At 60.6% G+C, this 26,273-nt stretch carries 22 protein-coding genes and 1 pseudogene; 8 read left to right on the top strand and 15 right to left on the bottom strand.

Going from position 1 to position 26,273, the window contains the following annotated elements; translation table 11 throughout:
- The first annotated feature begins 3 nt into the window (after window positions 1-3).
- Both WBQ96_RS09165 and WBQ96_RS09160 read left to right on the top strand, forming a co-directional pair.
- Window positions 4-939: a sugar-binding transcriptional regulator gene (locus WBQ96_RS09165; protein WP_165120066.1), complete on the top strand. Its 936-nt coding sequence runs from the start codon at window positions 4-6 to the stop codon at window positions 937-939.
- Window positions 940-1,273: 334 nt separating this feature from the next.
- On the top strand, window positions 1,274-2,161 hold the full coding sequence (locus tag WBQ96_RS09160; RefSeq protein ID WP_165120067.1) for a LysR substrate-binding domain-containing protein: 888 nt from the start codon (window positions 1,274-1,276) through the stop codon (window positions 2,159-2,161).
- Between the two features lie 39 nt (window positions 2,162-2,200).
- Here the strand turns inward: WBQ96_RS09160 and WBQ96_RS09155 are convergent, their stop codons facing one another.
- The 5 genes from WBQ96_RS09155 to WBQ96_RS09135 all read right to left on the bottom strand — a co-directional run bounded on the left by WBQ96_RS09155 (window position 2,201) and on the right by WBQ96_RS09135 (window position 7,516).
- Window positions 2,201-3,430 (bottom strand): aspartate aminotransferase family protein, encoded by a 1,230-nt coding sequence (locus WBQ96_RS09155; RefSeq protein ID WP_165120068.1) that lies wholly within the window; start codon window positions 3,428-3,430, stop codon window positions 2,201-2,203.
- A 47-nt stretch (window positions 3,431-3,477) separates the two neighbouring features.
- Window positions 3,478-4,764 (bottom strand): TRAP transporter large permease, encoded by a 1,287-nt coding sequence (locus WBQ96_RS09150; RefSeq protein ID WP_165120069.1) that lies wholly within the window; start codon window positions 4,762-4,764, stop codon window positions 3,478-3,480.
- A 7-nt stretch (window positions 4,765-4,771) separates the two neighbouring features.
- Window positions 4,772-5,224 carry a TRAP transporter small permease gene (locus WBQ96_RS09145; RefSeq protein WP_165120070.1) on the bottom strand — a complete coding sequence of 151 codons (453 nt, stop codon included), beginning with the start codon at window positions 5,222-5,224 and terminating at the stop codon, window positions 4,772-4,774.
- Window positions 5,225-5,323: 99 nt separating this feature from the next.
- Window positions 5,324-6,319, bottom strand: coding sequence for a TRAP transporter substrate-binding protein (locus WBQ96_RS09140; protein ID WP_165120125.1), 996 nt, complete (start codon window positions 6,317-6,319; stop codon window positions 5,324-5,326).
- A gap of 210 nt (window positions 6,320-6,529) precedes the next feature.
- Window positions 6,530-7,516, bottom strand: coding sequence for a methyltransferase (locus WBQ96_RS09135; RefSeq protein ID WP_165120071.1), 987 nt, complete (start codon window positions 7,514-7,516; stop codon window positions 6,530-6,532).
- A gap of 150 nt (window positions 7,517-7,666) precedes the next feature.
- On the opposite strand from WBQ96_RS09135, the gene WBQ96_RS09130 reads away from it, so the two are divergent.
- The 5 genes from WBQ96_RS09130 to otsB all read left to right on the top strand — a co-directional run bounded on the left by WBQ96_RS09130 (window position 7,667) and on the right by otsB (window position 14,038).
- On the top strand, window positions 7,667-7,948 hold the full coding sequence (locus WBQ96_RS09130) for a hypothetical protein (RefSeq protein WP_246245855.1): 282 nt from the start codon (window positions 7,667-7,669) through the stop codon (window positions 7,946-7,948).
- 131 nt (window positions 7,949-8,079) lie between these two features.
- Entirely contained in the window at window positions 8,080-9,141 is a 1,062-nt protein-coding gene (locus WBQ96_RS09125) for a glycosyltransferase family 4 protein (RefSeq protein ID WP_165120072.1), read from the top strand.
- A gap of 54 nt (window positions 9,142-9,195) precedes the next feature.
- Complete coding sequence (locus WBQ96_RS09120; protein ID WP_336549369.1) at window positions 9,196-11,358, top strand: amylo-alpha-1,6-glucosidase; 2,163 nt, start codon at window positions 9,196-9,198, stop codon at window positions 11,356-11,358.
- A 287-nt stretch (window positions 11,359-11,645) separates the two neighbouring features.
- Window positions 11,646-13,286 carry an alpha,alpha-trehalose-phosphate synthase (UDP-forming) gene (locus WBQ96_RS09115; protein WP_442920811.1) on the top strand — a complete coding sequence of 547 codons (1,641 nt, stop codon included), beginning with the start codon at window positions 11,646-11,648 and terminating at the stop codon, window positions 13,284-13,286.
- Window positions 13,286-14,038: a trehalose-phosphatase gene (gene otsB / locus WBQ96_RS09110; RefSeq protein ID WP_165120126.1), complete on the top strand. Its 753-nt coding sequence runs from the start codon at window positions 13,286-13,288 to the stop codon at window positions 14,036-14,038. The genes WBQ96_RS09115 and otsB overlap by 1 nt, the downstream gene beginning before the upstream one ends.
- Before the next feature lie 70 nt (window positions 14,039-14,108).
- Here the strand turns inward: otsB and WBQ96_RS09105 are convergent, their stop codons facing one another.
- The 7 genes and pseudogenes from WBQ96_RS09105 to repA form a co-directional block, all read right to left on the bottom strand.
- A complete protein-coding gene (locus tag WBQ96_RS09105) occupies window positions 14,109-14,303 on the bottom strand; it encodes a hypothetical protein (protein WP_165120075.1) in 195 nt (64 codons plus the stop codon).
- Window positions 14,304-14,470: 167 nt separating this feature from the next.
- Window positions 14,471-14,803 (bottom strand): annotated as a pseudogene (locus tag WBQ96_RS09100) (DDE-type integrase/transposase/recombinase); the annotation flags it as partial.
- A 113-nt stretch (window positions 14,804-14,916) separates the two neighbouring features.
- Entirely contained in the window at window positions 14,917-15,579 is a 663-nt protein-coding gene (gene scpB / locus WBQ96_RS09095) for an SMC-Scp complex subunit ScpB (RefSeq protein WP_337035884.1), read from the bottom strand.
- 41 nt (window positions 15,580-15,620) lie between these two features.
- Window positions 15,621-16,568, bottom strand: a complete 948-nt coding sequence (locus WBQ96_RS09090; protein WP_336549364.1) for a DUF1403 family protein — start codon at window positions 16,566-16,568, stop codon at window positions 15,621-15,623.
- Between the two features lie 706 nt (window positions 16,569-17,274).
- Window positions 17,275-18,486 (bottom strand): plasmid replication protein RepC, encoded by a 1,212-nt coding sequence (gene repC, locus WBQ96_RS09085; RefSeq protein WP_336549363.1) that lies wholly within the window; start codon window positions 18,484-18,486, stop codon window positions 17,275-17,277.
- A 156-nt stretch (window positions 18,487-18,642) separates the two neighbouring features.
- Window positions 18,643-19,683, bottom strand: a complete 1,041-nt coding sequence (gene repB, locus WBQ96_RS09080; protein WP_165120079.1) for a plasmid partitioning protein RepB — start codon at window positions 19,681-19,683, stop codon at window positions 18,643-18,645.
- Window positions 19,684-19,722: 39 nt separating this feature from the next.
- Entirely contained in the window at window positions 19,723-20,934 is a 1,212-nt protein-coding gene (gene repA, locus WBQ96_RS09075) for a plasmid partitioning protein RepA (protein ID WP_165120080.1), read from the bottom strand.
- A gap of 754 nt (window positions 20,935-21,688) precedes the next feature.
- Here repA and WBQ96_RS09070 point away from each other — a divergent pair.
- Window positions 21,689-22,810 carry an RHE_PE00001 family protein gene (locus tag WBQ96_RS09070; protein ID WP_336549358.1) on the top strand — a complete coding sequence of 374 codons (1,122 nt, stop codon included), beginning with the start codon at window positions 21,689-21,691 and terminating at the stop codon, window positions 22,808-22,810.
- Between the two features lie 34 nt (window positions 22,811-22,844).
- Here WBQ96_RS09070 and nadC read toward each other — a convergent pair whose 3' ends face one another.
- From nadC to nadA, 3 genes are read right to left on the bottom strand one after another with little or no spacing between them, the layout of a single operon-like run.
- Complete coding sequence (nadC, locus tag WBQ96_RS09065; protein WP_336549357.1) at window positions 22,845-23,699, bottom strand: carboxylating nicotinate-nucleotide diphosphorylase; 855 nt, start codon at window positions 23,697-23,699, stop codon at window positions 22,845-22,847.
- A gap of 3 nt (window positions 23,700-23,702) precedes the next feature.
- The gene (locus WBQ96_RS09060) at window positions 23,703-25,253 is read right to left on the bottom strand and encodes an L-aspartate oxidase (RefSeq protein ID WP_336549355.1); all 1,551 of its coding nucleotides are present in this window, start codon (window positions 25,251-25,253) and stop codon (window positions 23,703-23,705) included.
- Window positions 25,250-26,224 carry a quinolinate synthase NadA gene (gene nadA, locus WBQ96_RS09055; protein WP_336549352.1) on the bottom strand — a complete coding sequence of 325 codons (975 nt, stop codon included), beginning with the start codon at window positions 26,222-26,224 and terminating at the stop codon, window positions 25,250-25,252. Before nadA ends, WBQ96_RS09060 begins: the two co-directional genes overlap by 4 nt.
- Window positions 26,225-26,273: the final 49 nt, after the last annotated feature.

Raw genomic sequence — 26,273 nt, 5'->3', positions numbered from 1 at the left:
CGCGTGGAACAGCAAGAGTTGATGATCAAGGCGGCGTGGCTCTATCACGTTGAAGGGCTAACGCAGGCGCAGATCGGCGAGCAGATGAATCTGACCCGCCGCAGGGTGAATGAACTTCTTGCCGCAGCCCTGGAAGACGGGATCGTCCGGATCAGCTTCAGTTCACCGCTTGCCGCCAATATCGAGCTGGAAGCGCAGTTGCGCAGCCACTTTGGCCTGAAGGATGCCGTCGTGGTTCCGACGCCCGCCGATCCGCTGCAGCTTCATTCGGTCATCGGTCGGGGTGCTGCAGCCTATCTGGACCGACTGATCCAGACGCAGAAGCCGGGTTCGATCGGCATCGGCTGGGGTGCAACGCTACGCGAAACCGTCCAGCATATGAGCCCCGCCAACGAACCGCAGATCGACGTGCGCTCCATGATGGGCGGTCTGACCTACGGATCGGAGATCAACACCTTTGAGATCGTGCGCGGCTTCGCCCAGGTGCTGAAGGCGCAGTGCCACTATTTCGTGGCGCCGGTCTATGCAGAAAGCCCGCAATCGCGCGATACGATCATCTCGCAATCGGTCTTCCGCAAGATTTTCCTCCAGACACACGATGTCGATGTCTCCTATCTGAGCGTTGGAGACGTTTCCCGACAGTCGCTGCAGGTGCGCTACGGCCTGCCCGCCGGCATCGAGGTGGAGAACCTCATCGCAGCCGGCGCCGTCGGGGATCTTTTAGGCCGCTATCTTGATATCGAGGGTAATCCCGTCGATCACCCCATCAATGGGCAAGTACTTTCTCCCGAACTCGACGACTACCGCAAGATTCCCTGCCGCATCGTCGCTTCCGGCGGCGCTCACAAGCATGCAGTTCTTCTTGCAATTGCCAGAGCGGAATTGGCAACGATCATCGTGACGGACGCGGACAGCGCGAAGGTCATACTTGGCACATAAAAGCATAGCCAGCGGACGATGTTACCCGGCCGCAGATGAAAACCAATCCGCCAAGGCGCCCGTAATGCGCCTGGGAGGACGAGGCTGTGGCAAATATCCTGGAACAACGTCGTTTGCCACGGCCAACTACATAAGACTGGGAGACCGGGCAGCGTCGCCTCGGAGTCCAAAGGGTGCGCAGGTCCGCTGGGGTGCGTCCGAGTTCCGCGACGGCACTGCGGCGAAGCATCAGAGCACCACTCAGGACGCCGAACATCAGAAGTTGCCCCTAATTGAATGCGGGCAATAGAATGATAGATTGCGTCCGGCGGGAAGCCGATATGGAGCCCACTCGATGAGACATCTCGACGGGGATGCGCTGGCTACGCTCGTTGCAGTGGTGGACGCTGGCGGTTTCACCGCAGCAGCCCACAGGATAGGCCGGACACAGGCTGGCGTCAGCAACGCAATTGCCCGGCTTGAGGATAAGCTGGGAAAGAAGCTTTTCGATCGCTCCCGGCGTGGCCTGCATCTTACCGAGACGGGAGAAATCCTGATCGGTTATGCCCGCCGCATGATAGCGATCGAAGATGAGGCACTGGCCGCGCTCCAGCCTGAAGCACTGACAGGCCGCGTGCGCGTCGGCATGCCCGACGATTATCTGGGCGTTTTCGGCACCCCATTGATTGAACGTTTCTCGGCCCAGAACCCGCGTATCCAGGTCGAGATTCTGTGCTATTTCTCGAGCGAGCTTGAAACTCGCGTCGACCAGGGCGAAATCGATATCGCTATAATTACCCGGGGCAACGATCCGGCAAAGGGCGAATTCCTGCGCCACGAGCCGCTCGTCTGGTGCGCATCGCAGGACGGAAGGCCCGAATTGCAGAAGCCGCTGCCGCTGGCTCTGTTTCCGGAGAAATTCTGCCGCGCTCGCCCCATCATACTGGATGCGCTGGATCGAGCAGGCCTGCCCTGGCGGGTAGCGTGGACCTCATCGCACCTGCCGTCGATCCAGACCGCGATCGGACTGGGCAAGGCTGTAACGGCTTTGCCGGCATCGGTCATTTCGCCCGCACACCGCCAACTCGAGGCGAAAGACGGCTTGCCGTCGCTGAAGCCGGTCGATCTGGCGCTTCTCGTGCCACAAGGCGCAAGGGCTGCCGTCCGACGCATGGCAAGCTTCATTCGCTCCGAATTCCAGGTGGCGAGCGGCGAGGAACTCCTAAGGCAATCTGACCTGTAGCGTATCGGGAGAGTGGCCGACGCAGCAAGCCGCCTGGGCTTACCGCATGGACAAGGCAACCCGAGCGAAGATTTCCGCCATCTCGGCGATGACCGCGTCGTCATGGGCCGCTGAAAGATAAAGCCGGCCGTAGGGCGACGGCATGGCAAGAAGCCCTTCCCGCCGCAATCCCTCATGCATGGCCCGCGACCTCCCCTCGTCGACCTTGGCCGCCGCCTCCCTATAGTCTTTCGGGGGAGCGTCGCTGAACCATACGGTGAAGACACTGCCATAGCCGGATGTCACGGCACTGATCCCGTTGACAGCGAACGCATGCTCGATCTCACCGCGCAGGCGCTCGCCGCGCGCGACGAAGACGTCGTAGTCATGCGTGGCGAGCAGGCCCAGCGTCGCGCAGACGGCGGCGGTGGCGACCGGATTTCCGCTGTAGGTTCCTGCTCGTGCCACCTCGCCGCTTTCACACAGCGCCATGACCTCCAGCGTACCGACCACGCCCGCAACTGCGATGCCGCTGCCGATCGCCTTGCCGACGGTGGCGAGGTCGGCATCGATGCCCATCGCCTGGCCGGCAAGGCCGAAGCCGGTGCGGAAGCCCATCAGCACCTCGTCGAGGATGACCAGCGCGCCGTTGCGTCGCGCCACCGTCTCGACATGCTTCAGGTAGCCGGGCGCTGGCAGGATACAGCCGGCATTGGCCAGCATCGGCTCCATGATCACTGCAGCCACGTCGTCGTTTTCGGCAAACAAGCGCTCGACATCGTCGAAATCGTTGAAACGCAGCAGCAGGGTTCGGGCGCTTCGGGGGCGCCGGTTGGCGCGCATTTCTGCCTCGGCCGAGCCGGCATTGCCGAAGGCCACGTCGTCATACCAGCCGTCGAAACCCGCGGCCATCTTGGCGATCAGGCCGCGGCCGGTGGCGGCGCGGGCCAGCCGGCAGGCCAGATGCACGGCCTCGCTGCCGGTATTGGTGAAGATCGCCTGCGACAGCGACCCGGTGGCAGCGGTGAGCAATTCCGCCGCCCGCTCCTCACCGGCATGGGCGAAGGCCGGCATTGGTCCATCGGCCAGTGCGCGCTTCACCGCCTCGACCACCTGCGGATGCGCGTGGCCGAGCAGCGTAGCGCCGAAGCCAAGCGCAGTATCGATGTAGCGGCGGCCATGTTCGTCCCACACATGCGCGCCAGACGAGCGGGCGGTCAGGAACGGGACGCCGTCGACCGCTGGCAACGCGCGACCGGCGCTGGAAATGCCGCCTACCAGATGTTTCATGTCTCTATTCGCTTCCAGGTTATGTCTTGGCGCCCACATGGCCGGCGTCAGAATCCCAGCAGTTTCGGCAGCCATTCCGTCGTCGCCGGCACGAAGGCAATGAGCAGCAGGCAGATGTTGCTGGTGATGAAGAACGGGATCAGCCGTCGCGTCACCGCGTTGACGCCCACTTTGGCTACATTGCAGACGACGAAGATGTTGGTGCCGACCGGCGGGGTGAAGAGGCCGATGCCCAGCGCGACGGTGAAGATGAGGCCGAGCTGGTAAGGAGCCAGTCCCGCATCGATGCCGATCGGATGGACGATAGGCGCCAGGATGATCAGCGACGGCCCAAGATCCGCCCAGGTGCCGACGAAGGTCAGCAACAGAAGGATGAGCAGGATGGTAACCGTCGGCCCGGCGCCGGATGCCGTCAGCAGGCCGGCGGTCCATTGCGGTATCTGCTCGACCGTCAGGATCCAGGAGAACGGCGTCGAGACCGCCATGATGATCATTATGGCGCCGGTCATGCGCACGGTTTCAAGACCGATCTTCCATAGCGCCTTCCATGTGATCTCGCGATAGACGAGGCCACCGACTATCAGCGCCCACACCACGGCGACGAACGCCGCCTCTGTCGTCGTCGCATAGCCGGTGAGCATCGAGCCCAGCACCACGATCGGCATCAGCATGGCTGGCAGTGCGCGCACCAGATGCGTGGCGAAGCTCCTCAGCGTCGGGCGTGAATCAGATTTGGGGAAGCCTTCGCGCACGCCGATCCACCAGGCGGTGAGCATGAAGGTGACCGCCAGCATGATGCCGGGGATGATGCCTGCGGCAAACAGGCCGCCGATCGAGGTGTTGGTGAGCACCCCATACATGATCATCACCACGCTTGGCGGGATGATGATGCCGAGTGTGCCGGCAGCCGCTGTTACCGCTGCCGCGAAGGCCGGCGGATAACCACGCTCGACCATTGCGGGGATCATGATCGAGCCGACCGCGCCGGTGTCAGCAGTGGCTGACCCGGTGATGCCGCCATAAACCATGCAGGTGGCGACATTAACGACGCCGAGGCCGCCGCGAACCCAGCCGAGAAGATCGTCGGCCAGATCGATGATGCGGCGTGTGAGACCACCTTCGTTCATGATACCGCCTGCGACCAGGAATAACGGGATAGCCGCCAGCGAAATAGAGTCGGCGCCGCCATAAACCTGCTGCGCGAACCAGGATGGCGGCAGCGGCACCAGCCCGAGGAAGATAACGGCAAGCGTCGAGATAGCGATCGACCAGGCCACCGGCACCCCGGTGTAGAGCGTGACGGCGAAGATGCCGAAAAGGACAAGCAGGGTCATCGGGCAATCACCGGAAAATGCGCAGGATGCGGACCAGCGCAACGACGCCTAGGCCAGCGCCCAGAAACGCTATGCTGGAATGGACGACCCAGGAAGGGGCACGCATCACCGGAGTCGGCACGAAGGCGGTGCGGCCGAGCATGGCCAGGCCGCTCCACACAAAGGCAGCCGCCACCAAGAGAAGGATCAAGTTGTGATAGAGGCGGAAGCCCTGCCCCCGGCTGCTTGTCACGCTGTTGCCGTCGATCGAGACATTCTCGCCAGCGATCTCGGCCAGGACTGCGCCGATCATCGTTGTCCAGAGAAACAGCATTCCAACCAGCTCAAACGACCAAGTGACGCCGGTCATATGCAGATAACGACCGATTGCCCCGAGGCCGGTGGTGATGATGAGTGCGGCGACCACGCAGACCCCGATCACCGACAGGATCAGGGTGATCCAATGCCCTGTGCGTTGCATGATGATATTCCAATCTCTTCAGGGCGAATGCGGCGATGATTTCACCGCCGCGGCATCACAATGCGAGACGTCGTTCCTGACTACGCCATCGCACGGCTGCTATTCGCCGGTCGCCGCCTTGCGCACCTTGGCAACGTAGTCCGCGCCCCATTCGGCACCAAACTGCTGGTAGACGGGATCGACCAGGGCCCGGAACGGGGCTCCATCTACCTCGTTGATCTCCACGCCCTTCTCGGTAAGCTTGGCGCGCACGTCGGCATAGACTTCTTCCAGTTTGCCGCGATACCACTGGGTGGTATCAGTCACGGCCGCATCGAGCACCTTGCGCTGGTCATCCGTTAGGCCGTCGTAACGGTCTTTGTTCATGTACCAGTAGTTGGGCGTCCAGATGTAGTTGGATATGGAGAGGTATTTGGCGCTCTCGTACCATTTCTGATCATAGAAATCGCGGATCTCAGGTTCGACGCCGTCAACGACCTTGGCCTGCAGCGATGTGTAAACCTCCCCGAACGGGATCGATTGCGGCAATGCACCGAGCTGCTTGATGGTGGCGAGAATGACTGGATTTGGCGGTGTGCGCAGCTTCAGTCCAGCGATGTCCTGCGGCGATTTGATCGTGTGGGCACTGTTGGCAAACTGACGAAAACCGGAATCCAGCGCGCCCAGCATCTGATAGCCGCGGTCGCCGCCGGTAGTGAACACTTCTTTACCCACCGGCCCATCGAGGAAGTCATGGGCAGCCTTGGCATTCGCAAAAAGGAAAGGCAGGGTAACCACGTTCAGCTTCGGATCGATCTGGTCGACAACGCCACCCAAACCGATATCGATTGAGCCCGAACCAACGCCGTCAGCGATCGGGCCTTCGTCACCAAGCTGGCCGTCCGGGAATATCTGAACGGTTAGTTCGCCACCGGATTTTTCCTTCACCTCGTCGGCAAATTTCGTCACGGCATCGTTGATCAGGCTGCCGGAACTCGACGCATGGGCGAGCCGCAGCACCGTTTCCGCGCTGGCGCTGCCAACCGGCCAGATGGCGGCCAAACACAATAGCGATGCAGCGGCGAGGCGAAGTTTGTTCTTGCTCGAATCTGGCATGTTACCCCTCGGAATTTTTTGTTTGATATGCCTTCTAGCAAGCGCCCTGAGCAGGACCCAAGTCAACGGGACCTGACATTCTAAGAAGTTATCCTAGAATTCATGGCTGTTATGTCTCACTGCCGAAATAATGAAATGTCGCTGGCGGCGTCGTGTCACGTTCAAGCGGAAATCAACACTCTGTGTCCGAAACCAACCATTTAGCCACGATCAGCTCGTAAGGCGCGCGCGAAATAACGTGCAGCCGTCCGTCAGGCGCGACCTGGAGATATCCCGGAAACCAGCCTCGGTCATCCAGGCTCGATACTGACCTTCAGTGTACGATTCGCCGTGGCGATAGAGGTTCAAGAAGGTGAGATTCAGAAAGACACCCTCAGGCGGGCCGAGGCGGTCGTCATCGACGACACCCCACCCCGCAATTGCTATCTCGCCTCCGGGTGTCAGGCAACGCGCCGCGTTCAGGATCGAACTGCGTGCCTGGTCCGGCGGAAGGACCTGGACGACGGCCTTCAGGATCGCCAGATCGTGACGACCGATCGATGGCGCAACAGTTATGTCACCCTCTTCGACAACCACGTCGTCGGCACCGTATTCTGACAGGATTGCTGGCGCGACCGCTGCGACTGTTGGGAGTTCCATCAGCGTCGCAGCAATCTGCGGCCGCCGCTCGCGAAGTCCGACGAGAATGGTCCCGGGGCCTCCACCGATGTCGATCACCGAACCGATCGCAGAGAGGTCCACCTCCCGGGCCAGATGTCGACCGAAAATGATCCCGCCCGGTGCAAGCATACGGCTGAAGGCCGCCGCGGCCTCGGGCCCCGCTTCGGAAAAGTCATGCAGCGCAGCCGGCCGGTTCTGTCGCAGCGTCTCTGCGGTCAGTAGGTCAGCCCCCCAAAGCTCGCGCAGAACCGCATGATCGCCGCCGCGATAGGTCGGCTTGGACGCGTCGAGGAAGGCCGCCGCTTCGGCTCCGTTGCGAAACTGACCATCCTTGACTTCGAGGAGACCGATGCTGGCGAGCGCGTAGAGGAGCCTCGACAGGCGATCAGGCTCGACTTTGAGCGCGGATCCCAAGGTGTCGGCAGTCATCGCGCTGCCACCGAGCCGGGTGAAGATGCCAAGGTCCATCCCGGCGCGAAGCGCCAAGGCGGGGGACACCGCTGCGATCAGGTTGTCGATCCGATCAGAATCCACCATGTCACATCCCCTTCCGCGATCCAGGAGCGACTTTGAAGCAGCTCCCATAAGGTTTGAACCTCCGTTCTCCGGAAAGTGAAGCAAAATCACTATTTCGAGCGACCGACACGACGACGTGACGGATACTCTTGGCAAATCCGGCTTCTGAGAATGTCCATCGCCGCCTTCCGGCAGATGGTGTTGCCGGCGCTCAAGGCCTACAAACCGGACCTCATCGTCGTACCGTCCGGCTTCGACGGATCGGGCGCCGATCCGCTCGGCTGCATGATGCTGCACAGCGATACCTATCGCGATATCACACGCATGCTGATGGAAAAGGCGGACGAACTGTGCGGTGGACGTCTCGTGAGTCACACGAAGGCGGCTATTCCGCAGCCTACGTGCCCTATTGCGGCCTCGCCGTCATGGAGCGGTTTGCGACAGAGCCGTTGAGCGCCCCCGACAGGACTGGCAGCAGTTCCAATCTCGCTCGACACCTCAAGCTGCAACCGGGGTTGTCGGAACGATCTGCTGGCTGAAACATTCCGGTTACCTCGACGATATTGATTGAGGGAACCTGAACCATGAGAATCGCGCATGTCGCGCCACTCTATGAATCGGTCCCGCCTAAGCTCTACGGTGGCACTGAACGCATCATCTCCTATCTGACGGAAGCGCTAGTCGCGTTTGGTCACGACGTGACCCTCTTTGCCAGTGGCGACACCACGACATCGGCAAAGCTGGTGCCGTGTCGACGGCTCGCGCTTCGTCTCGATCCTCATCCGCTGAAATCCGAGATTGCCGCGCATCTGGCCATGCTGGCCGAGGTCAGGCAGCGTGCCGACCAGTTCGATATCATCCATTTCCATCTCAGCCACTTCCAGCATTTTCCGTTCTTCGAGCATATGCCGCAGCGCACGGTGACCACGCCGCATGGCAGGCTGGACTACGCCGATCTGGCGCCGGCCTATGAGCGCTTTCCGAATTTTCCGATGATTTCAATTTCGCGCAGCCAGCGCATGGGGCTCGCAGAAGCCAATTGGCTCGCGACAATCCATCACGGGATTCCGGTCGATATTTACAAACCTGCTTTCGAAGCAGGGCGCGACGGGGGCTATCTCGCATTCCTGGGCCGCATGTCGCGGGACAAGCGGCCGGATCGAGCCATCGAGATCGCGCGACGCGCCGGGCTCAAGCTCAAATTGGCGGCCAAGGTCGGCGATGACGACCGCGCCTATTTCCACGAAGTGGTCGAGCCGATGATCGATGGCGATCAGATCGACTATGTCGGCGAGATATCGGAAGACCGCAAAGCCGCCTTCCTCGGCAATGCCGCCGGGCTGCTTTTCCCGATCGACTGGCCCGAGCCGTTCGGTCTTGCGGTCATCGAGGCGATGGCTTGCGGAACGCCGGTGATCGCCTGGAATTGCGGAGCGATGCCGGAAATCGTCGACAACGGCGTGACAGGCTTCATCGTCGCTTCAATCGAAGAGGCGGTTGCGTCCATGCCGCAGCTTCTGCAACTCGACCGGCGTGAAGTGCGCCGAACCTTCGAGCGGCGCTTTTCTGCCGAACGAATGGCAAGGGACTATGTCAGCGCCTATGCGCGGTTGCTCGGCGGTGCAGCCGAGGCGAAAGCCTCCTGAGCGGCGAGCCCTTTTCGAACATATTGCAGCAACAACCGCAGAGTTTCATGACCGATGGCACAACTTGACGAGCGCAAGCTCGACCCGGCCCTTGCCCTTGCATCACTGGACGATACCGCACCACGGGAGCCGCATCGGCAGTTCGCCCTGAAGCATGGCGATTGTTTCGCCGTGGCAGACGCATATGGCGACATACGCGGTGCCGGCGACGGCTTTTTCCGTGACGACACGCGCGTGCTGTCGGAGTTTCGCCTGACGGTCGGCGGGCGCCCGACCTCACTGCTGGGTGCATCGCTCAGCCAGGACAACGTGCTGTTCACCACCAACCTGACCAACCTGCCGATCGAAAACCTCGAAGGCCGCGAGATGCCGCAGGGAGCGGTTCATATCGAACGCGTCAGGCTGCTGTGGGAAAACCGTCTGTACGAGCGCGTGACCATCTCGAACTATAGCCAGCAGGATTCAACCATCGCGCTTTCCTTGCACTTCGCCGCCGATTTCCGCGACATGTTCGAGGTGCGCGGATCGACCCGGGCCAAGCGTGGCACAGTGCACGAAGCCGAGACCAGCACTGGCTCCGTCGTACTGCGCTACGAGGGACTGGATAAGCTCGTCCGCGTCTCGGTGATCTCATTTTCCCATCCAGCCGATCATTTGTCGGAAGGCAGGGCGGATTTTCGCCTCGCCGTGCCAAAGCGCGGCCGGCAGATTTTTTATATCGAGGCCGGGCCGGAAATCGCCGGCATGCCTTGCCGCCAACGCTTTCGCGACGCAGCTGCGCGAGCGCGTTTCGGCATGCGGGCAAAGCGCCGTCATGGCGCGACAATCCACAGTTCGGGCCGCGTCTTCAACGATTGGGTCGGGCGTGCACGGGCGGACGTCGCGCTGCTGACCACCGAACTGGAAACGGGCCCCTACCCCTATGCCGGAATTCCCTGGTTCTCGACGGCGTTCGGCCGCGACGGTGTCATTTCCGCCTTGCAGATGCTCTGGCTCAATCCTGGCCTGGCGCGCGGCGTTCTCGCCTTCCTGGCACAGCATCAGGCGACCGAAACGTCGCCTTTCAGCGATTCTCAGCCCGGCAAGATCATGCACGAAACGCGCAAAGGTGAGATGGCGGCGCTGCTGGAGCTGCCCTTCGGGCGCTATTATGGCGGCGTCGACACAACGCCGCTTTATATTCATCTTGCCTGCGCCTATGCCAACCGCACCGGCGACATGGCCTTCATGGATGCCTTGTGGCCGTCTCTCTGCGCGGCAGCCAACTGGATAGAGGAGGCCAGCCGCCTCACCGGTTTCCTCACCTATCAGCGCGCGGCCGATACAGGTCTGGCCAACCAGGGCTGGAAGGACAGTTTCGATTCCGTCTTCCATGCCGACGGCCGCATCCCGAAAGGCCCGATCGCTCTGGTCGAAGTCCAGGGCTATGTCTTTGCCGCATTCAAGGGGCTGGCCGAACTGGCTGCGCGCCGGGGCGAAACCGAAAAGGCTGAGCATTGGGCGGAACGCGCCGAAGCGATGCGCATTGCCGTCGAAAGGCACTTCTGGATCGAGGATCTCGGCTTCTATGCACTGGCGCTCGACGGCGATGGCAATCCATGCGTCGTCCGGACGTCGAATGCCGGGCATCTCCTCTATGTCGGGCTGCCGGAAGCCGGTCGCGCCGAAAGGGTGGCGGATCAACTTCTGGCAGCGCCCTTCCATTCAGGCTGGGGCCTGAGGACGGTCGCCGACGACGCCATCTTCTTCAATCCGATGTCCTATCACAACGGTTCGATCTGGCCGCACGATACGGCGATATGCGGTGCAGGCCTTGCGCGCTACGGCGTGCGGGACGATCTGGTGCGGCTGATGAGCGGGACGTTCGAGTCTGCTGTCCATTTCAACATGCGGCTGCCCGAACTGTTCTGCGGCTTCACGCGGGCACCAGGCGAGGCGCCGATCGCCTATCCGGTCGCATGCCTGCCGCAGGCTTGGTCCGCCGGTTCGGTCTTCATGCTCATGCAGGCCTGTTTGGGTCTCGAGATCGATGGCTGGAACGGGGAAATCCATGTCGATCGTCCGAGATTGCCTATCGGTATCGACAATCTCACCATCCGGCATCTTGGAGTGGGTGGGAACGCGGTCGATCTGACATTCCAGCGCGTGGGAGACCGTGTCGGGGCATTTCTGGCAAGCCGCGACGAGGGCAAGGTGCCGCTTATCGTTCGAACCTGATTTTCAGGAACCGATAGCGCACCCGATGCGTTAGCCATCCACAAGCAGATCGCCTGCAAGTGGCGGCGATGCATTTTCTGACACAGACCCGACAGACGGCCGTTCTTGCGGCCGAGGATGATTTTGGCACTACCATGACAAGCGACGGCTTGGATATTCTGCATTCCCTCCCCACCCTTTGGTTCTTGATTGCGGCAAGCGTTGCGCTGTCAATCTTCGCGCTGGTGTTTTCCTTGCGACAACAGCGTCGAACTCATCGATCAGGCCCGCATAGCGCCGAGGATGAGATGGTGCCCGACACGTCGAGCAAACTGCGCGAATACGAGAAAAACGGGCATTCGGCGGACGCAACGTTGATCAACTGGTCGCCGGAAACCTTGCGCAGGATATTGGCGAGCGAACTTCCCGGTGCCCAGGTCATCGTCGTGTCCAACCGTGAGCCTTACATCCATAATCTGAAGGATGACGGCGATGTCGAGCTTGTGGTGCCTGCCAGTGGCCTCGTCTCGGCACTGGAGCCAATCACGCGCGCCTGCGCCGGCACCTGGATCGCCTATGGCGGCGGCTCAGCCGACCAGCAGACGGTGGACCAGAACGATCGCGTGGAAGTTCCGCCGGACCGCCCCTCCTACACGCTGCGCCGCGTCTGGCTGAGCGAGGAAGAGCAGCAAGGTTACTATCTTGGCTTCGCCAATGAGGGTCTGTGGCCGCTATGCCATATCGCTTTCACGCGGCCCATTTTCCGTGCCTCCGACTGGAAGGCATATGAGGCCGTGAACAGGAAGTTTGCCGACACCGTGGTGGCCGAGGCACGCAACGAGCGGCCGATCGTGTTGGTTCAGGATTATCATTTTGCACTCCTGCCGCGCATGATCCGGGAGAGGCTGCCGGAAGCCATCATCATCACCTTCTGGCATATCCCATGGCCCAATTCCGAGGTCTTCAGTATCTGCCCGTGGCGCGAGCAGATACTGGATGGGCTTCTCGGCAGCTCGATCATCGGCTTCCATACCCAGTTTCACTGCAACAATTTCACCGAAAGCGTCGATCGCTTTCTTGAAAGCCGTATCGAGCGCGAGGATGCCGCCATCTCCTATGGCGGCCAGACGAGCCTGGTGCATGCATATCCGATTTCCATCGAATGGCCGCCGGCCCAGTTGGAAAACCTGCCATCCGTCGTCGAGTGCCGGGATCACATACGCGCCAGGTTCGGCCTGGATGAGGACGTAAAACTTTGCGTCGGCGTCGAACGTCTCGATTACACGAAGGGCATTCTCGATCGCTTCGAGGCGCTGGAGGAACTGTTTACGCACCATCCCGAATGGATCGGCAGAGTTGTTGTCCTGCAGATCGCAGCGCCCAGCCGCGGCACACTGCCGGCTTACCAGCAGCTCTATGAAGATTGCCTTCAGCGGGCCGAGGACCTGAACCGCCGCTTTGGCAGCGATGGCTACAAGCCGGTGCTGATGGTGGCCGAGCATCATACGCAGGAGCAGGTCTATGAGATCTACCGGGCGGCTGATATCTGCCTGGTGACCAGCCTGCACGACGGCATGAACCTGGTCGCCAAGGAATTCGTGGCCGCGCGCGATGACGAACAGGGTGTTCTCCTGCTCAGCACCTTCGCCGGTGCCGCGCGCGAACTTCTCGAGGCGCTGATCGTCAATCCTTACGACGCAACGATGATGAGCGACATGCTGCTTCAAGCCATAACCATGAGCCCCGACGAACAGCGCCGGCGCATGGCAAGCCTGCGCGACATCGTTCGTGACAACAACGTCTATAGATGGGCCGGCAGCATGCTGCTCGACGCTGCCCGGTTGCGCAAACGCGGCGCGATCGACCGCGCCACGGCAAATGTCGATTACCAACCGCCATCTGCAAGCGGCAACATCGTCTCGATACTCGATCGCAAGAGGGCGTCATGATGGACATACAGGAAAGACTGCGCGTGCCGGATCTGGCCGAAGGCAAATGGTCGCTATTTCTCGACATCGACGGCACCTTGCTGGAACACGCCGCGCATCCCGATGCTGTCGTCGTTAGCGAGGAACTCCGTACTCTCCTGATCGATCTGGAGCATCAGTTGGATGGGGCAGTGGCCTTCATTACCGGTCGCTCGATCGCTCAGGCGGACAGGCTTTTTCACCCGCTCAAGCTGCGCGCGGCGGGACTGTATGGACTGGAGCATCGGTTGGAGCCGAACGGCCCGGTTGAAGCAGCGGGCGAACCTGACGATATCGCCGCTCTTGCCGCTGAGATCGAGGCGGAGTTCGCCGGCAGCGACATCTATATCGAACGCAAAGGTCCGATCCTGGCCATCCACACGCGAGCAGCGCCCCATCTGCTGGCCCGTGCCACGGAACTGGTCGACCGGGCATTGGACAGACTGCCCGAGGGCTATCGGACAATTCCCGGCAATGCCGGCGTGGAATTGATGCCACTCGAAGCGGCCAAGGGCGCGGCCATTCGACGTTTCCTGAAAATCACGCCATTCGCCGGCAGGCAGCCCGTATTCCTGGGCGACGACACCTCCGACGAGAACGGCTTCGAAGCGATCAATGAAGCGGAAGGCGTTTCAATACGCGTCAAGCCGCGAGGCCCTACTCAGGCGACCTACAGCATTGACAGCGTCGCGGACACGCTTGCCTGGCTGAAGCAGCAGTTGTGCAGGATATAAGAACGCGCCACTTGGACAGCCTTTCGGCGCTGGACCCGATCCGATCTGGTGGGATCAGGACTCATGCGAGCTACGCTTGATCGATAATTTGCTGGGCGGTCCCACCGCCCAGCGCCCTGGCAAGCAGGCTTGCTTCTTCCTTGCCACCATTCAGTTCGTGATGGAGCCGGTCTGAGAAAAACCCGTTGCCTACGCTGGCACGGCGATCGGTGCTGTGATCGGATATCGAACCGGTGGGCAGATCGAGGCGGAACGTATCCTCCACCACTCCATCCTCGGTAACAGCCTAGACGCGCAGGTCGATGAACAAAAGACCGACCGGCGGTTACCCGATCATTGCGCGTAGCACCCAGCCATGCCGGCAGCGCACGCCCATCAGCCGGCTCTGTCGCAAACTCGAAGTTGAGACGCGGAAAGGCTTCTGCTCAGTTTCTACGCGGCCAGGATTTCAAACTGTTCGACAAGTGACGGTGCTGGATTGTGCGCGTACCTCGCCTGTCGTTTCCGCAGCATGTGAACCATTTCAATGCCGCACAGTATAGTTGCTGCGCAGGTGATCGATTTGAAGCCGAGCATGGACCGGATCCGACGCTTGATTCGGCGATGGTCCTGTTCGATGCGGTTGTTCAGATATTGGCTCTGCCGGATGCGGATCGGCTTCAGTAGCCGTTGCGATTGGTCTCGAAGCCGGCTCTCGCCATCGCAGGCAATGATTGCTTCCCGGTTCGTCTGGCTACCGTCAATGACGATGCGATCTGATCGGCCAGGCACGATTTCTCGCGGCTAGCTGCCATTCGCCGCGCGCAAGGTGGAAATCACTTTGTGTCAAAAGTGGACGGCTCCCTAATCTACAGAGGAGCTGCGTAGCCGCAAAACAGCTAATCGGCCAACGCACGCCCGTCGTCTTCCATCTCAGCGGCAGGGTCAGAAATGGCTCCTGGTCTAGCCTCCCCCCGCCTCAGCAGCCCTGCATCCTCCAGCGCTTCGAGGTCGGGCAGATCGCGCAGCGTCTCCAGGCCGAAGGTAGAGAGGAAGTATTTTGTGGTGACGTAGGTATAGGGCGCTCCGGGCGTCGGGCTGCGCGGGCCGGAGACGATGAAGCCGGCATCGCGCAGGCTGGCGACGGTGTCACGCGAGACCTCCTTGCCAAAAATCTTCGACAGATCGCCGCGCGTCACCGGCTGGTAATACGCAATTGCCATCAGCAACATGGCCTCGCCGTCGGAGAGAGTTTCTGTGGCCGAGCGGGTGGGCGCCGCCGCTGCACGGATCGCGGGTGCGTAAGCCGAACGGCTTCGGTGCTGCCAGCCGCCGGCGACGGAGACTAGTTCGTAGGGCCGATCGCGCAATTCCTCCTGGAGATCGTCGATCAGAAGCTCGACACTGCAGTCTTTGCCGACCACCCTGCCAAGAATTTCGCGCGAGACCGGCTCGGCTGCGGCGAACAAGACGGCTTCGACCCGCAGCATCCATTCGCGCCAGCGCAAGGCCGGCGACAAATCTTCGAGTTCGCGATCCAAGGGCATTTCGCCTCTGGCCATCTTTTTTTCACCGCGCGCTGTTTTCGTGGCGCCGCCAATGGTCACAGCCCAAAAATCCGAAACGAAGAACGGCCAGACAATTCGCGCACCGCCCCAAAGCTTTCCAGCCGTTCGAACAGCCGCATTGCGGCCCAGCGCGACAATCTTGTGGCGGGCGCCGAGGCCGGCACGGCGTCCTCTTCGAGCAATTTTGCGATGACGGTGTCAGCTCCCTTCGTCCTCACCTTCGGCGTCACGGCGACAAGGATGTCGGCGCGTCGAGCGATTTCTCCCGCTGACCGCAGCGCCGAATTTGTCGCCTCGACTAGGGTAAGACAAACAGCGCGTTGGAAAGAAGATTCACCCGGTCGCACCCGACCTGTGCCCCCAGGCGTCCGAAAGGCTGAACCGAACCGCACCGTCATCAGCAGCGGCACGGTCTTTTTCCACTGCAGCCTTTCGGCGAGCAAAACATCGGCGAGCGCCCAGGCCAGAATTTCGGCGTCGGGGCGTTCGGTGTAAATGGCGGATACAAACTCGGCGACGGCAAAGGGCACGGCGCGCCCAGATTTTTGCTGCACGCCGACAGCGTGATCGAGGGCAGCGGCCAGGCGGTCGTCCCAGGCTATTCCGAACAGCGCGGCGATCTCAGCCGCAACCGTCACCGACAGAACAGGTTTTTTAACGGCCAGTTTTTGGAAGGCCCGGCAAAAATTACCGGCGGGACCAGGATCGTTGCCAAGCGCGGTGAGCAGAACGGCATCGCGCAGGGCGGCTTCGTCTTCGCCCCGGCCCATCAGGCGAACAGCCGCCGCGGCGCAGGAAAGCGCCTGGCGGGCGCGAAAGCAACCGGCCCAGGCGGGGTTGGTGCGCAAAAAATCGTCGAGCGCTTTCAAAGCAATGCCAGCGGCGAAGGCTGCATCCGCCTCGCTCGGCGCGCGACCACGCGGCAAAGCCCATGCGGGGAGATGCGCGGCAGGTGAATCGGGTCGGACAGTGGGCGAATCCATGCCGGTTAGCCTACAGTGCCCGTGCAGTTTATGCCATCGCTTTCACATTAAACCGCACAGGGTGTCGCTCACTTAAAACGAACGATAATGTTGCCTTATTAGCCTCTTATGATCCTACCGCTAACGACCTCTCCCTCAATCAGATTACCGACAAACTCTCAGCAGATTTCGAGAGCGTCTCATAAAACTGAGAATATGTCGTTGTCGAACGGTACGCTGATTTCTGCCGACGCCACCCGTTTCCCCGTTACGGGCCAAGGAGGTTGCAGATGGCGCTCGCAATGATTCCGACCGGACATTTTCGACGAACCTATGCTGCTGACTGGAGGCATTTTGCGGGTGAGCGGGCCGCCAGAATCTCGATGTGTTGCAATTCCTCACCCTTGCTGCCGGCGTCCGTAGCAGAATGTTCGAGCACGAGCGCGTCCAGAGGTTTTCGGTAGGCTCGCTACAGCGCCAAGCCGTATTTCCGCGCAAATGATCGATATACGCCGTCATATGTGTGAGCCTTTCTTTGACCTGAGGAGAAGGCGTATACGTGCCAGGAATGGGCAAGATGCGCTGGCAAGCCCACCTGTTGATGCATCGCTGTCGCAAAGCAGCCGGGACTTCGATTTGCAGAAATAATTATCGGGTTTCGTCACTATGCTTCTCTGGATGGAATGAATCGTCCAATTGGCGATGCGGATTTTCTTCCATAATTTTCCTAGGCAACCGCCGTTTCGCTCGGGCCATTTTGCTTTCTGAGCAGTGCCATCAACGCAGGACCGACGGTAAAATTCCCGTTCCTTGCTTTTTCAGTCAGGCTACGCAGATAACCGCCAGGGTTTGATATTTTTCCGGCACGTTGCAGCATTGCTGCCGTGATGATGGCTGTATCGACAGGCCCCATCGCTTGATTGGCGTGGTTCCATGCATCGAGCGTTACGCCAAGGGCGGAGCGGACAAGGTTTGCCGTTTCGATGAGATCGCCCCAGCGAGAAATGCCATTCCTGGCGTAGTCGGCAATGTCGGGGCAGGCTTTCAGCACAAGGTTGAGCGGATAGTTGGTTGTTATTTGGATTTCGGGTTCAGCCGTTGGCTCGGTGATTGTTTCCGCCTGCGTGTTTTGGCGAGATTCAACTTCATCTGGATTCGGATTTGAATAGTGTATGTGCCGCTCAAAATGGGACTCATTGGCGCTTGGTTTTTTCGATTTTACGTGTGTTTCCAGAATCTTGCGCAGTTTTACGGCCAAAGCAGCCAGGCCCTCTTCGCAAGGTTCCAACGCGAGGAGCGTGGCTGTTCTGGGCAGCCGACCGATGATTGCCTGATATTCGATTTGTAGCCGGTTCCAATCGGCGGCGACGCCACCATCACGGCCGAACGAGAGCATTTTCGCGATGTCGCGACGGCTGAGTGTGATCCGCTCGCGGCAAAGCTGGAGAGCACGCCTTTCGGCACGTATTTCGTTTGCAAGACGCACGAATTCTGCGACACGCGCGACCAAGGGTATGAGGTCGAAGCCAAAGGCCTGCTCGATGGAACCGCCCTGCCCCTTTCGTGCATAGCGCTTGCCATTCGGGCTGTCGCGACGGATGAGAAGCCCGCATTCGACTAGCACCGCCAGATGTCTGCGTAACGTGGCTGGCGCCATTCCATGGGCACGCAAGGCCAATTGTGCGTTTGACGGAAAAACGATGAGGTCGTCGCCGCCGCAAAGGTCGGTTTCTGGGTGAAACGACAACAGAGCATTGAGAACGACGAGCGAACGGTCGGTCACGCCGATCGCTGCTTTGGCCTCGCATATGGTTCGGAACGCCTGCCACTTGTTGATGGTGGTGTCTGGTGGGCATTCATTGGCTGTAACCTGTCCTGCCACCATGGCAAACGACAGCGCTCGCCGCCCAAAGGGCGTCGACGAGAGTACTACTCCCATTTTTCTCTCACCTTTTTTCAGGCAAAAGAAATCTGCTCGCCAAAACGACGCCAATGACTCTTGACAGTGATTCGCGGATTTGCGATTCTCAGCTTGCTACAGACTTGAGAAGGGCTTCCGTGACGGCAACGTTCGGGGGCCTTTTTCTTTTGCGGTTTAGTCTCCTGTTTTGGTCTTTTCGGTTTGCCTGAAGGCCTGATACAGCCCCTCCAGGTTCTGCGAAATCCAGTCGCCAAAGCGCGTGCCATCCTTGTCCTTCAAGGCGAGCGTGAACGCCTTTCCGGTGGTTTTCATCGTTACGCTGAGGGATTTGTCGGCGGGCACCCATGACGTGGTGCTTGCCTGGGCTTTGTCCTGATGGAGGGCGGCTCCATTCTTCAGTTCTTCCGATGGAAGAAAATCGAAAAGGCTGTTGAACCGTTCATCCGAATCCGATTCGCCGAATTCAGTCCGTGCAACATAGGCAACGGCCCTGGCTGCATTTCCGTGAATGCGGAATTTGAGCGAGAGATCGTACCAACGGTCGCGGCCAATGCCGCGTGCTGCTCCAACGGCTTCGATGATCGCCACCGGAATTTGCTTGGTCACCGAAGCCATCTTCGACACGACGGTCTTGTTTACCGACAGCGCGGTCATGATTATCTGGTTGTCGAAGCCGCTTTCGGCGAGCTTTGCCGCAAATATCGCACGCTCGATGAAGGAGAGATCGGCGCGTGCGCTGTTTTCCTGGCCCTGGGCGACGACATGCTCGCGATCGGTGAGGGGTTTGACCACCGCCCGCACCGGTCTGCCCAGCAGCCTTGCCGCCTTGACGCGGCGATGACCAAAAACGATCTGATAGCGGTTCTCTGACGTTGGATGCGGCCGCACGAGGATCGGGGAGTCCTGCCCCCGCTCCTTGATTGCCTCGACCAGCTCGTCCAGGCGCGCATCGTCCTGCTCCATGCGATCGAGCACGAATGAGCTGTCCATCTGATCGGGATCCAGCTCGATGACGCTTTCGCCGGCGAGCAGCTTCCGTTCGATTTCTTGCGCTGCTTCGACCTTGGTCGCCATTTCATCGGCGGCTCGGCTCATCATGCCAAAGGCGCCCCTGCCACTGCGCGGCGACGGGATAGGAGCGGTGGGGGCGTCGGGGTTTACTGCCGTAAACTCGTCCTCTTCGAGGAGGCCCGCCAGAAGGCCTTTACGTGACATCTCGAAGTCCTCCTGTCAGAGTTTTTCCGCGAAACATCGTCATACCCTCCCCCAAGCCTGATGGATCAGGTCGGTAACTTCGCCGTTGACTGAGTGCAACGCTTCCATTGCCCGGTCATAGGTCGACCGGGTCAGCTGGTTTCGTTCAACCTCGTAAAGCGTCTGCTTGGTGATGCCGGCATCCGAAATGGCTGTACTTTTCACCATTTCGTTCTTCAAGACATAGTCGCCAAACAGCGCCCGCATGAAATGCACCATCTGCGCCTGAGGACCGTCGCCAGGCTCAAAGCGCGTGACAAGATAGCGGAACCAATCGAGGTTCATGTTGCCGCCACCGCGCTTGATGGGGTTGAGGATCTCTCCGAGCATCAGCAGGAACTGGCACATCGACATCACATCGAGCATTTGTGGATGCACGGTGATAAGAACTGCCGTTGCCGAGGAAAGCGCCGTCAGCGTCAGGTAGCCGAGTTGCGGTGGGCAATCGAGCACGATCACATCATAGCGGTCCTGCACTTCGGAAAGTGCAGTATCGAGGCGGGTGAAAAAGACCCGGCCGATATCGCGTGTTCCCTTTTCGGCAAGAACCAGCGGCGTGTCGTACTCGAACTCCTGCAGGTCGAGGGCAGCGGGTACGATGTCCAGTCCCGGGAAATTGGTAGGCTTGATGAGCGCCGAAAGCGGTTTGCGCCCGTCGTCATAGCGGAGTGCCTCATAGAGGCTTTCATCCTGGTCGATTTCCGGCCGGAAGCCATGGAGTGCCGATAGCGAGGCCTGCGGATCGAGATCGATGGCCAGCACACGATGCCCGGTGAGGGCGAGATGCTGGCAAAGATGCGCGGTCGTCGTGGTCTTGCCCGAGCCGCCCTTGAAATTCACCACGGCCACGATCTGAAGATGCTCTTCGCCGCGCCGATGCGGAACGTAATTTTTCACCTCGGAGCGGCCGTTCTTGTCGAGCCAGTGACGCATCTCCTGCATCTGCTCTGCCGTATAGGAGCGACGGCCCGTCGGCGTGACGGCAGGCTGCGGACCTTTGCCCTCCAGCGAGAGGTTCTTGAGGTGACCGGAACTGATGCCGAGATAGCTCGCGACTTCGGCAAGCTGGAAGGGCCGCAAGGTCTTCTGGGCATTGGGCGGAAAGCTATCCAGCCGGTGCTTTTGCAATCGCTTCGACAACTCGCTACCCTGTTTCAGGATGAGCTGGTCGAAGTCTGACAGCGCGTTGTTGAAGCCGGGTGCGATATTCATGGGCGCCTTTTCCAAAATGCGAATTTTCAAATCATCCGCAAAGAAAGCGCATTTTGTCCCGATTCGGATATGGGAGCAAGGAATTTAGGGTTAACAAAAGGTTAACGCCGATTCAATGCTGCGGGTTTACTGCCGTAAACTTTGTCGACGGGTTATTTTAATACAGGTTCTGCAGTGAAGGAATCTCTCGCCGTCGCAGAGTAGCGCATTCCGATTCGGGTGAGAAGCAACGCAATAGTGTGTGCCGTCGCTCCTGTGTCTTGATCGAAAGCTGGTCGCTGATAACTGTAACCGTGCGCGAGCAGGCACCGGCTCTGATATACAAGATTGGAATTGCGGCGAGGCTCGCGATGTCAGGCATCGAATGAACATAACGAACACGCTAGTTCTCGGACATGCACTCCTCCTTGCGGAGACGGGGTCCGCATGGAGCCTTCGAATTTCCTGGAGGGTCACAGGTCGGTGCGCCAACCTCGCTCAGCCAGGTTCCCGCATGAAGGCGCCCTTCCCTCCGTGAATGTCGTTAGACACGCGGCGTTAAGAAGGGGCTTGCCGTGCGCCGAAAGCGTCGTACAATGTTTCGTAACGTTCTGTGGCTATGATTTGCATGCGTTCCGCATTCGTCATAGGCCTGACCCCGAGATGGTCAAAACTGCTTGTTTCTTTCGCCAAACAAGCGATCAATGCGGCCCCGCAGCAAGTCAACGTAAGAACCATATAGCTTGACTAACGAAGCTAGGCTATTGTGCTTTCAATGGCTTACCAGTTCACCCCTTTGTCTCTTGAAAGGCTTCTGGTCCCGGTTACGCGGGCCGGCGAGGCGTTGACGCGGCTCGACGAGCGTCTTGCCCGTTCCCCGGCCCGCGAAGGCTGGATTGGCCGCATGCACTTTCATGACGCGGTCGCAGCATTGTGGGTTCAAGGCGAACTGGTCCATATCGAGGATCTTGTCCTGCACGATGCCCGCATGGATATCCGTGCGCCAACCCATGAGCTTACCCGCGCGCATTCGATGCTGCGCACCCGCCGCAAGATACTCGCCAACAAGCCGGACTGGGCGCTCAGCAGGGATGGAATGCGCCAACTCGCCGGAAGTGGGGCCGTGGAGGAGGAGACCGACGACGCAAGCACCCAGGGAGGGGAGGTTGCTGCCGGTGCAGGGCCCCTTGACGGCTTTGATGACGATGAGCCCTCAAACCGCCTTGCGGGGGAATTTGCCACGATCGATGCCGTGCTGGAGCGGTCAAGCGCTGTCCTTGACGGGCTTGAGACGAAGTCCAGATCGCCCTCCGCGCCGGAGCGCGATTCCCTGATATATGATCGCGACTGGAACGAGGGAGAAAGACTTTCCGAATGGAACACGGTCGTCGCGCAAACCGAAGGCCTGCCGGCCATGGCGCGCGCGGCCATTCTCAGCGACGCCTGGAGTGAGATCGAAGTTTTGCAGCATGCATCCTGGCTCGGCCCGTTGTTCGTCGCGGCGCTTTTGCGGCAGACGGCCATCACCACAAACCATCTCGCTTGCCTCAACATCGGACTGCGAAACATTCCGATAGAGCGCCGTCGTTCTCGCGACAGGACCACACGATTGCTGGCATTCCTCGACGCCATTCACCAATCGGCGCTCGCCGGCCTCAAGGAACATGATCGCCTGATGCTGGCGCGCGAGCAATTGGAGCGGCGTTTGAAGAATCGCCGGTCGAGTTCCAATCTGCCCCGCTTGATTGAAATGGTGCTGGCGCGGCCGCTGGTCTCGACGACGATGATCCAGTCGGAACTCAAACTGACGCGGCAAGGCGTATTGAACCTGGTTGGCGAGCTCAATCTGCGCGAGATAACGGGCCGCAAGCGGTTTCAGGCATGGGGCGTGGTCTGAGGAGCGAGCCGGTCGATCGAAGACACGTCGCTCGTCAGGTTGTCAGCACGTCCAACCCGATGTCGAGTACCGGCGTGCTGTGGGTCAGCCAGCCGATTGAAATGAGATCGACGCCAGTTGCCGCGATAGCCGGGGCTGTTGCGGGCGTCACGCGGCCGGATGCCTCGGTGATGACGCTTCCGCCGACCATCGTCACGGCGCGTCGCAGATCCTCGGTAGACATGTTGTCCAGCAGCACTGCATCGACGCCCACGGTAAGTGCGATCTCAAGCTGGTCGAGCGTGTCGACCTCGACCTCGATCTTCACCATGTGGCCGGCATAGGCCCGCGCGCGTTCAATGGCGGTGCGGATATCGCCGGCGATGGCGATATGGTTGTCCTTGATGAGCACTGCGTCATCAAGCCCGAACCGGTGGTTGGAGCCGCCGCCGGCCCGCACCGCGTATTTCTCGACGGCACGTAACCCGGGCGTCGTCTTGCGGGTGCAGACGATTTTCGCCTTGTGGCCCTGCACCGCTTCCACGACCGAGCGGGTCGCGGTGGCGACACCGCTCAAATGACAGAGAAAGTTGAGAGCGGTTCGCTCTGCTGTCAGCAGGCCGCGTGCAGAACCATTCACTTCGGCAATGATATCGCCCGGCTGGATAACACTGCCGTCAGGCTGTTTGATTTCCAAATCGATCGCAGGATCGATCAGGCGGAAGGCGAGTGCCGCAAGATCGAGCCCGGCCACCACGCCCGGCTGGCGCGCGGAAAATACCATCCGCCCTTGCTGCTCTGCGCGAACGATCGCATCCGTGGTGACGTCGCCGGCCCGCCCGAGATCTTCAAGCAGAGCGGTTCGCACCAGCGGTTCAAGCATGACGGACGGAAGCGGTGGAAGGTTCATCGATCAGGCACTCCGGGCCAGTTGGATTGGGAAGTCGTCCGTCAGTTTGCCTGCGAAATCGATCGCCTCATCGAGGCTGATAAACGAGCGTCGTGCGACGGCAGCCTTTTGGGGGAAATCCGTCCGGTAATGCGCGCCACGGCTTTCCTGGCGCTGTATCGCACTGACGGCCATCATCAGCCCGACCATGGCCGGATCGGAGGCTGCATCCTGGCTCGACGCCAGTTGGAAGAGGGCCACGATCGCATCGCGCAGTTCGTTACCGTTGCGCTCGACGCCGAGGGCGCGAGAAACAATCGGACGCACGGAAGACGGGTCGGGTCGTGGTGGTATGCGCGCGGGGATTGGTGGCCGGCAGGAGTAGGATGTCGTCTCAGCTACGCTCGCAGCAACCCACCCGGCCATTACCACCGCTTCCGTCAGCGAATTGCTGGCGAGGCGGTTGGCGCCATGCAATCCAGTCGCGGCAACTTCGCCACATGCCCACAGGCCGGTGATGGAACTGCGGCCAGCTTCGTCGACGGCGATGCCGCCCATATGATAATGCGCTGCGGGCCGCACCGGAATTGGCTCCAACGCCGGGTCCAGTCCCATCTCACGGCAGAAGCCGGCTATTGCCGGGAAGCGGGCGGCGAAATTCGCACCGGGCTTTTCGCGTGCATCCAGAAAGACGCGGTGGCCCTTGGCGAGATGGCGAAAGACTCCGCGAGCCACGGCATCGCGCGTCGCCAGTTCGCTGCCCGGCAAATCCCTTAGGAAACGGAAGCCATTCTCATCGTTCAGCACTGCGCCTTCGCCGCGCACCGCCTCGCTGATAAGCCGCATTGGCCGAGTCGGGCTGTCCAAAGCGGTCGGATGAAACTGGATGAATTCGAGATCGGAAAGTTCAGCACCAGCCCGCGCAGCCAGTGCCAGCCCCTGGCCGAAGCTGCCGAGTGGATTGGTAGTGTCATGAAACAACCCGCCGACGCCGCCGGTGGCAAGAACGACCCTTCCCGTCAAAAGCGCGATGTCGCCAGTTGCTCCAGCGGCGAGCACGCCGGCCATCGCATTGTCTTCGGTCAACAGTCGACGCGCTTCCAAGCCTTCGAGAACCGTGATCGACGGTGTGCGACGGACGGCGGCAGCAAGCGCGCGAACCAGTTCCGAGCCGGTGGCATCGCCTGCCGCATGAACAATGCGGCGGTGTGAATGAGCGGCCTCGAGACCGAGCCGCATCGTCCCGGATGGCGTTCGGTCGAAGGCGACGCCAAGGCGCTCAAGCGCTTCGATCGCTGCCGGTGCCGCCTCGACAATTCGCTTCGTTGTTGCTGCGTCGCAGAGCCCGTCGCCGGCGGCCAGTGTATCGGCAAGGTGGAGTGCCGGGCTGTCGTCGGCGCCGAGGCTTGCCGCCAACCCGCCCTGGGCGAGTACGCTGGATGCCTCCGCGCCGAGAGGCGCCTTGGTGAGCAGTACGACCGGCTCGGGCGCCAGTGCCAGCGCCGTCATCATGCCGGCAATACCGCCACCGATGACAATCGGCCGGCCGGAAAGATCGTGAGCGTCCGTGATCATACCGCCAGCATGCGCTCGACGGCGAGCCGCGCACGAACTGCTACACTGGCATCGATCGTCACGGCGTGACGATTTTTTTCCAGCGCAGTGCGGATGTTGCTGAGCGTGATGCGCTTCATATGCGGGCACAGATTGCAGGGGCGGATGAAATCGACATCTGGATGGTCGACGGCGACATTGTCGCTCATCGAGCACTCGGTAATCAGCACGACCCGCGCCGGTTTTTTCTGCCCGACATAATCTGACATGGCCGCGGTGGAGCCGGCAAAGTCGGCTTCCGCGACAACCTCCGGCGGGCACTCGGGATGGGCGAGCACGGTGATGCCGGGGTGAGCCTCGCGCAGCTCGCGGATGTCGGCCGGCGTAAAGCGCTCATGCACTTCGCAATGGCCCTTCCAGGCGATGATCTCGACGTCCGTCTGGGCGGCGATGTTCTGCGCCAGATATTCGTCGGGCAGCATGAGCACGCGCGGCACGCCAAGCGATTCGACCACGGCCTTCGCATTGCCGGACGTGCAGCATATGTCGGATTCGGCCTTCACCGCAGCCGAGGTGTTGACATAAGTGACCACGGGCACGCCGGGATAGCGCTGGCGCAGCAGGCGAATGTCCTCGGGCGTAATCGAGTCGGCCAGCGAACAGCCGGCCGCCATATCGGGGATCAGCACCGTCTTGCCCGGATTGAGCAGCTTGGCCGTCTCGGCCATGAAATGCACGCCGGCAAGAACAATCACGTCGGCCTCGACCGTCATGGCCTTGCGGGCCAGCGCCAGACTGTCGCCGACGATGTCGGCGACGCAATGGAAGATTTCCGGGGTCTGATAATTATGCGCCAGGATGACGGCATTGCGCTCGCGCTTGAGCGCAATGATAGCGTCTATGTCGTCCGAAAAGACCGGCCATTCCATCGGCGGAATGACCCGCTGAACCCGGTCGTAGAGCGAGGCTGAGGTAAGCGACATGCCGGACATTTTCCACCCTTATTATGCTCTAAGTGAGTATAAGATAGGCATATGCTTA

Origin of the sequence: Mesorhizobium sp. CCNWLY176, assembly GCF_037153935.1 — a bacterium.
GTDB classification, from domain to species: Bacteria; Pseudomonadota; Alphaproteobacteria; order Rhizobiales; family Rhizobiaceae; genus Mesorhizobium_M; species Mesorhizobium_M zhangyense.
The sequence above is the reverse complement of the archived record's forward strand: the minus strand, read 5'-3'. Positions and strand labels throughout refer to the sequence as shown.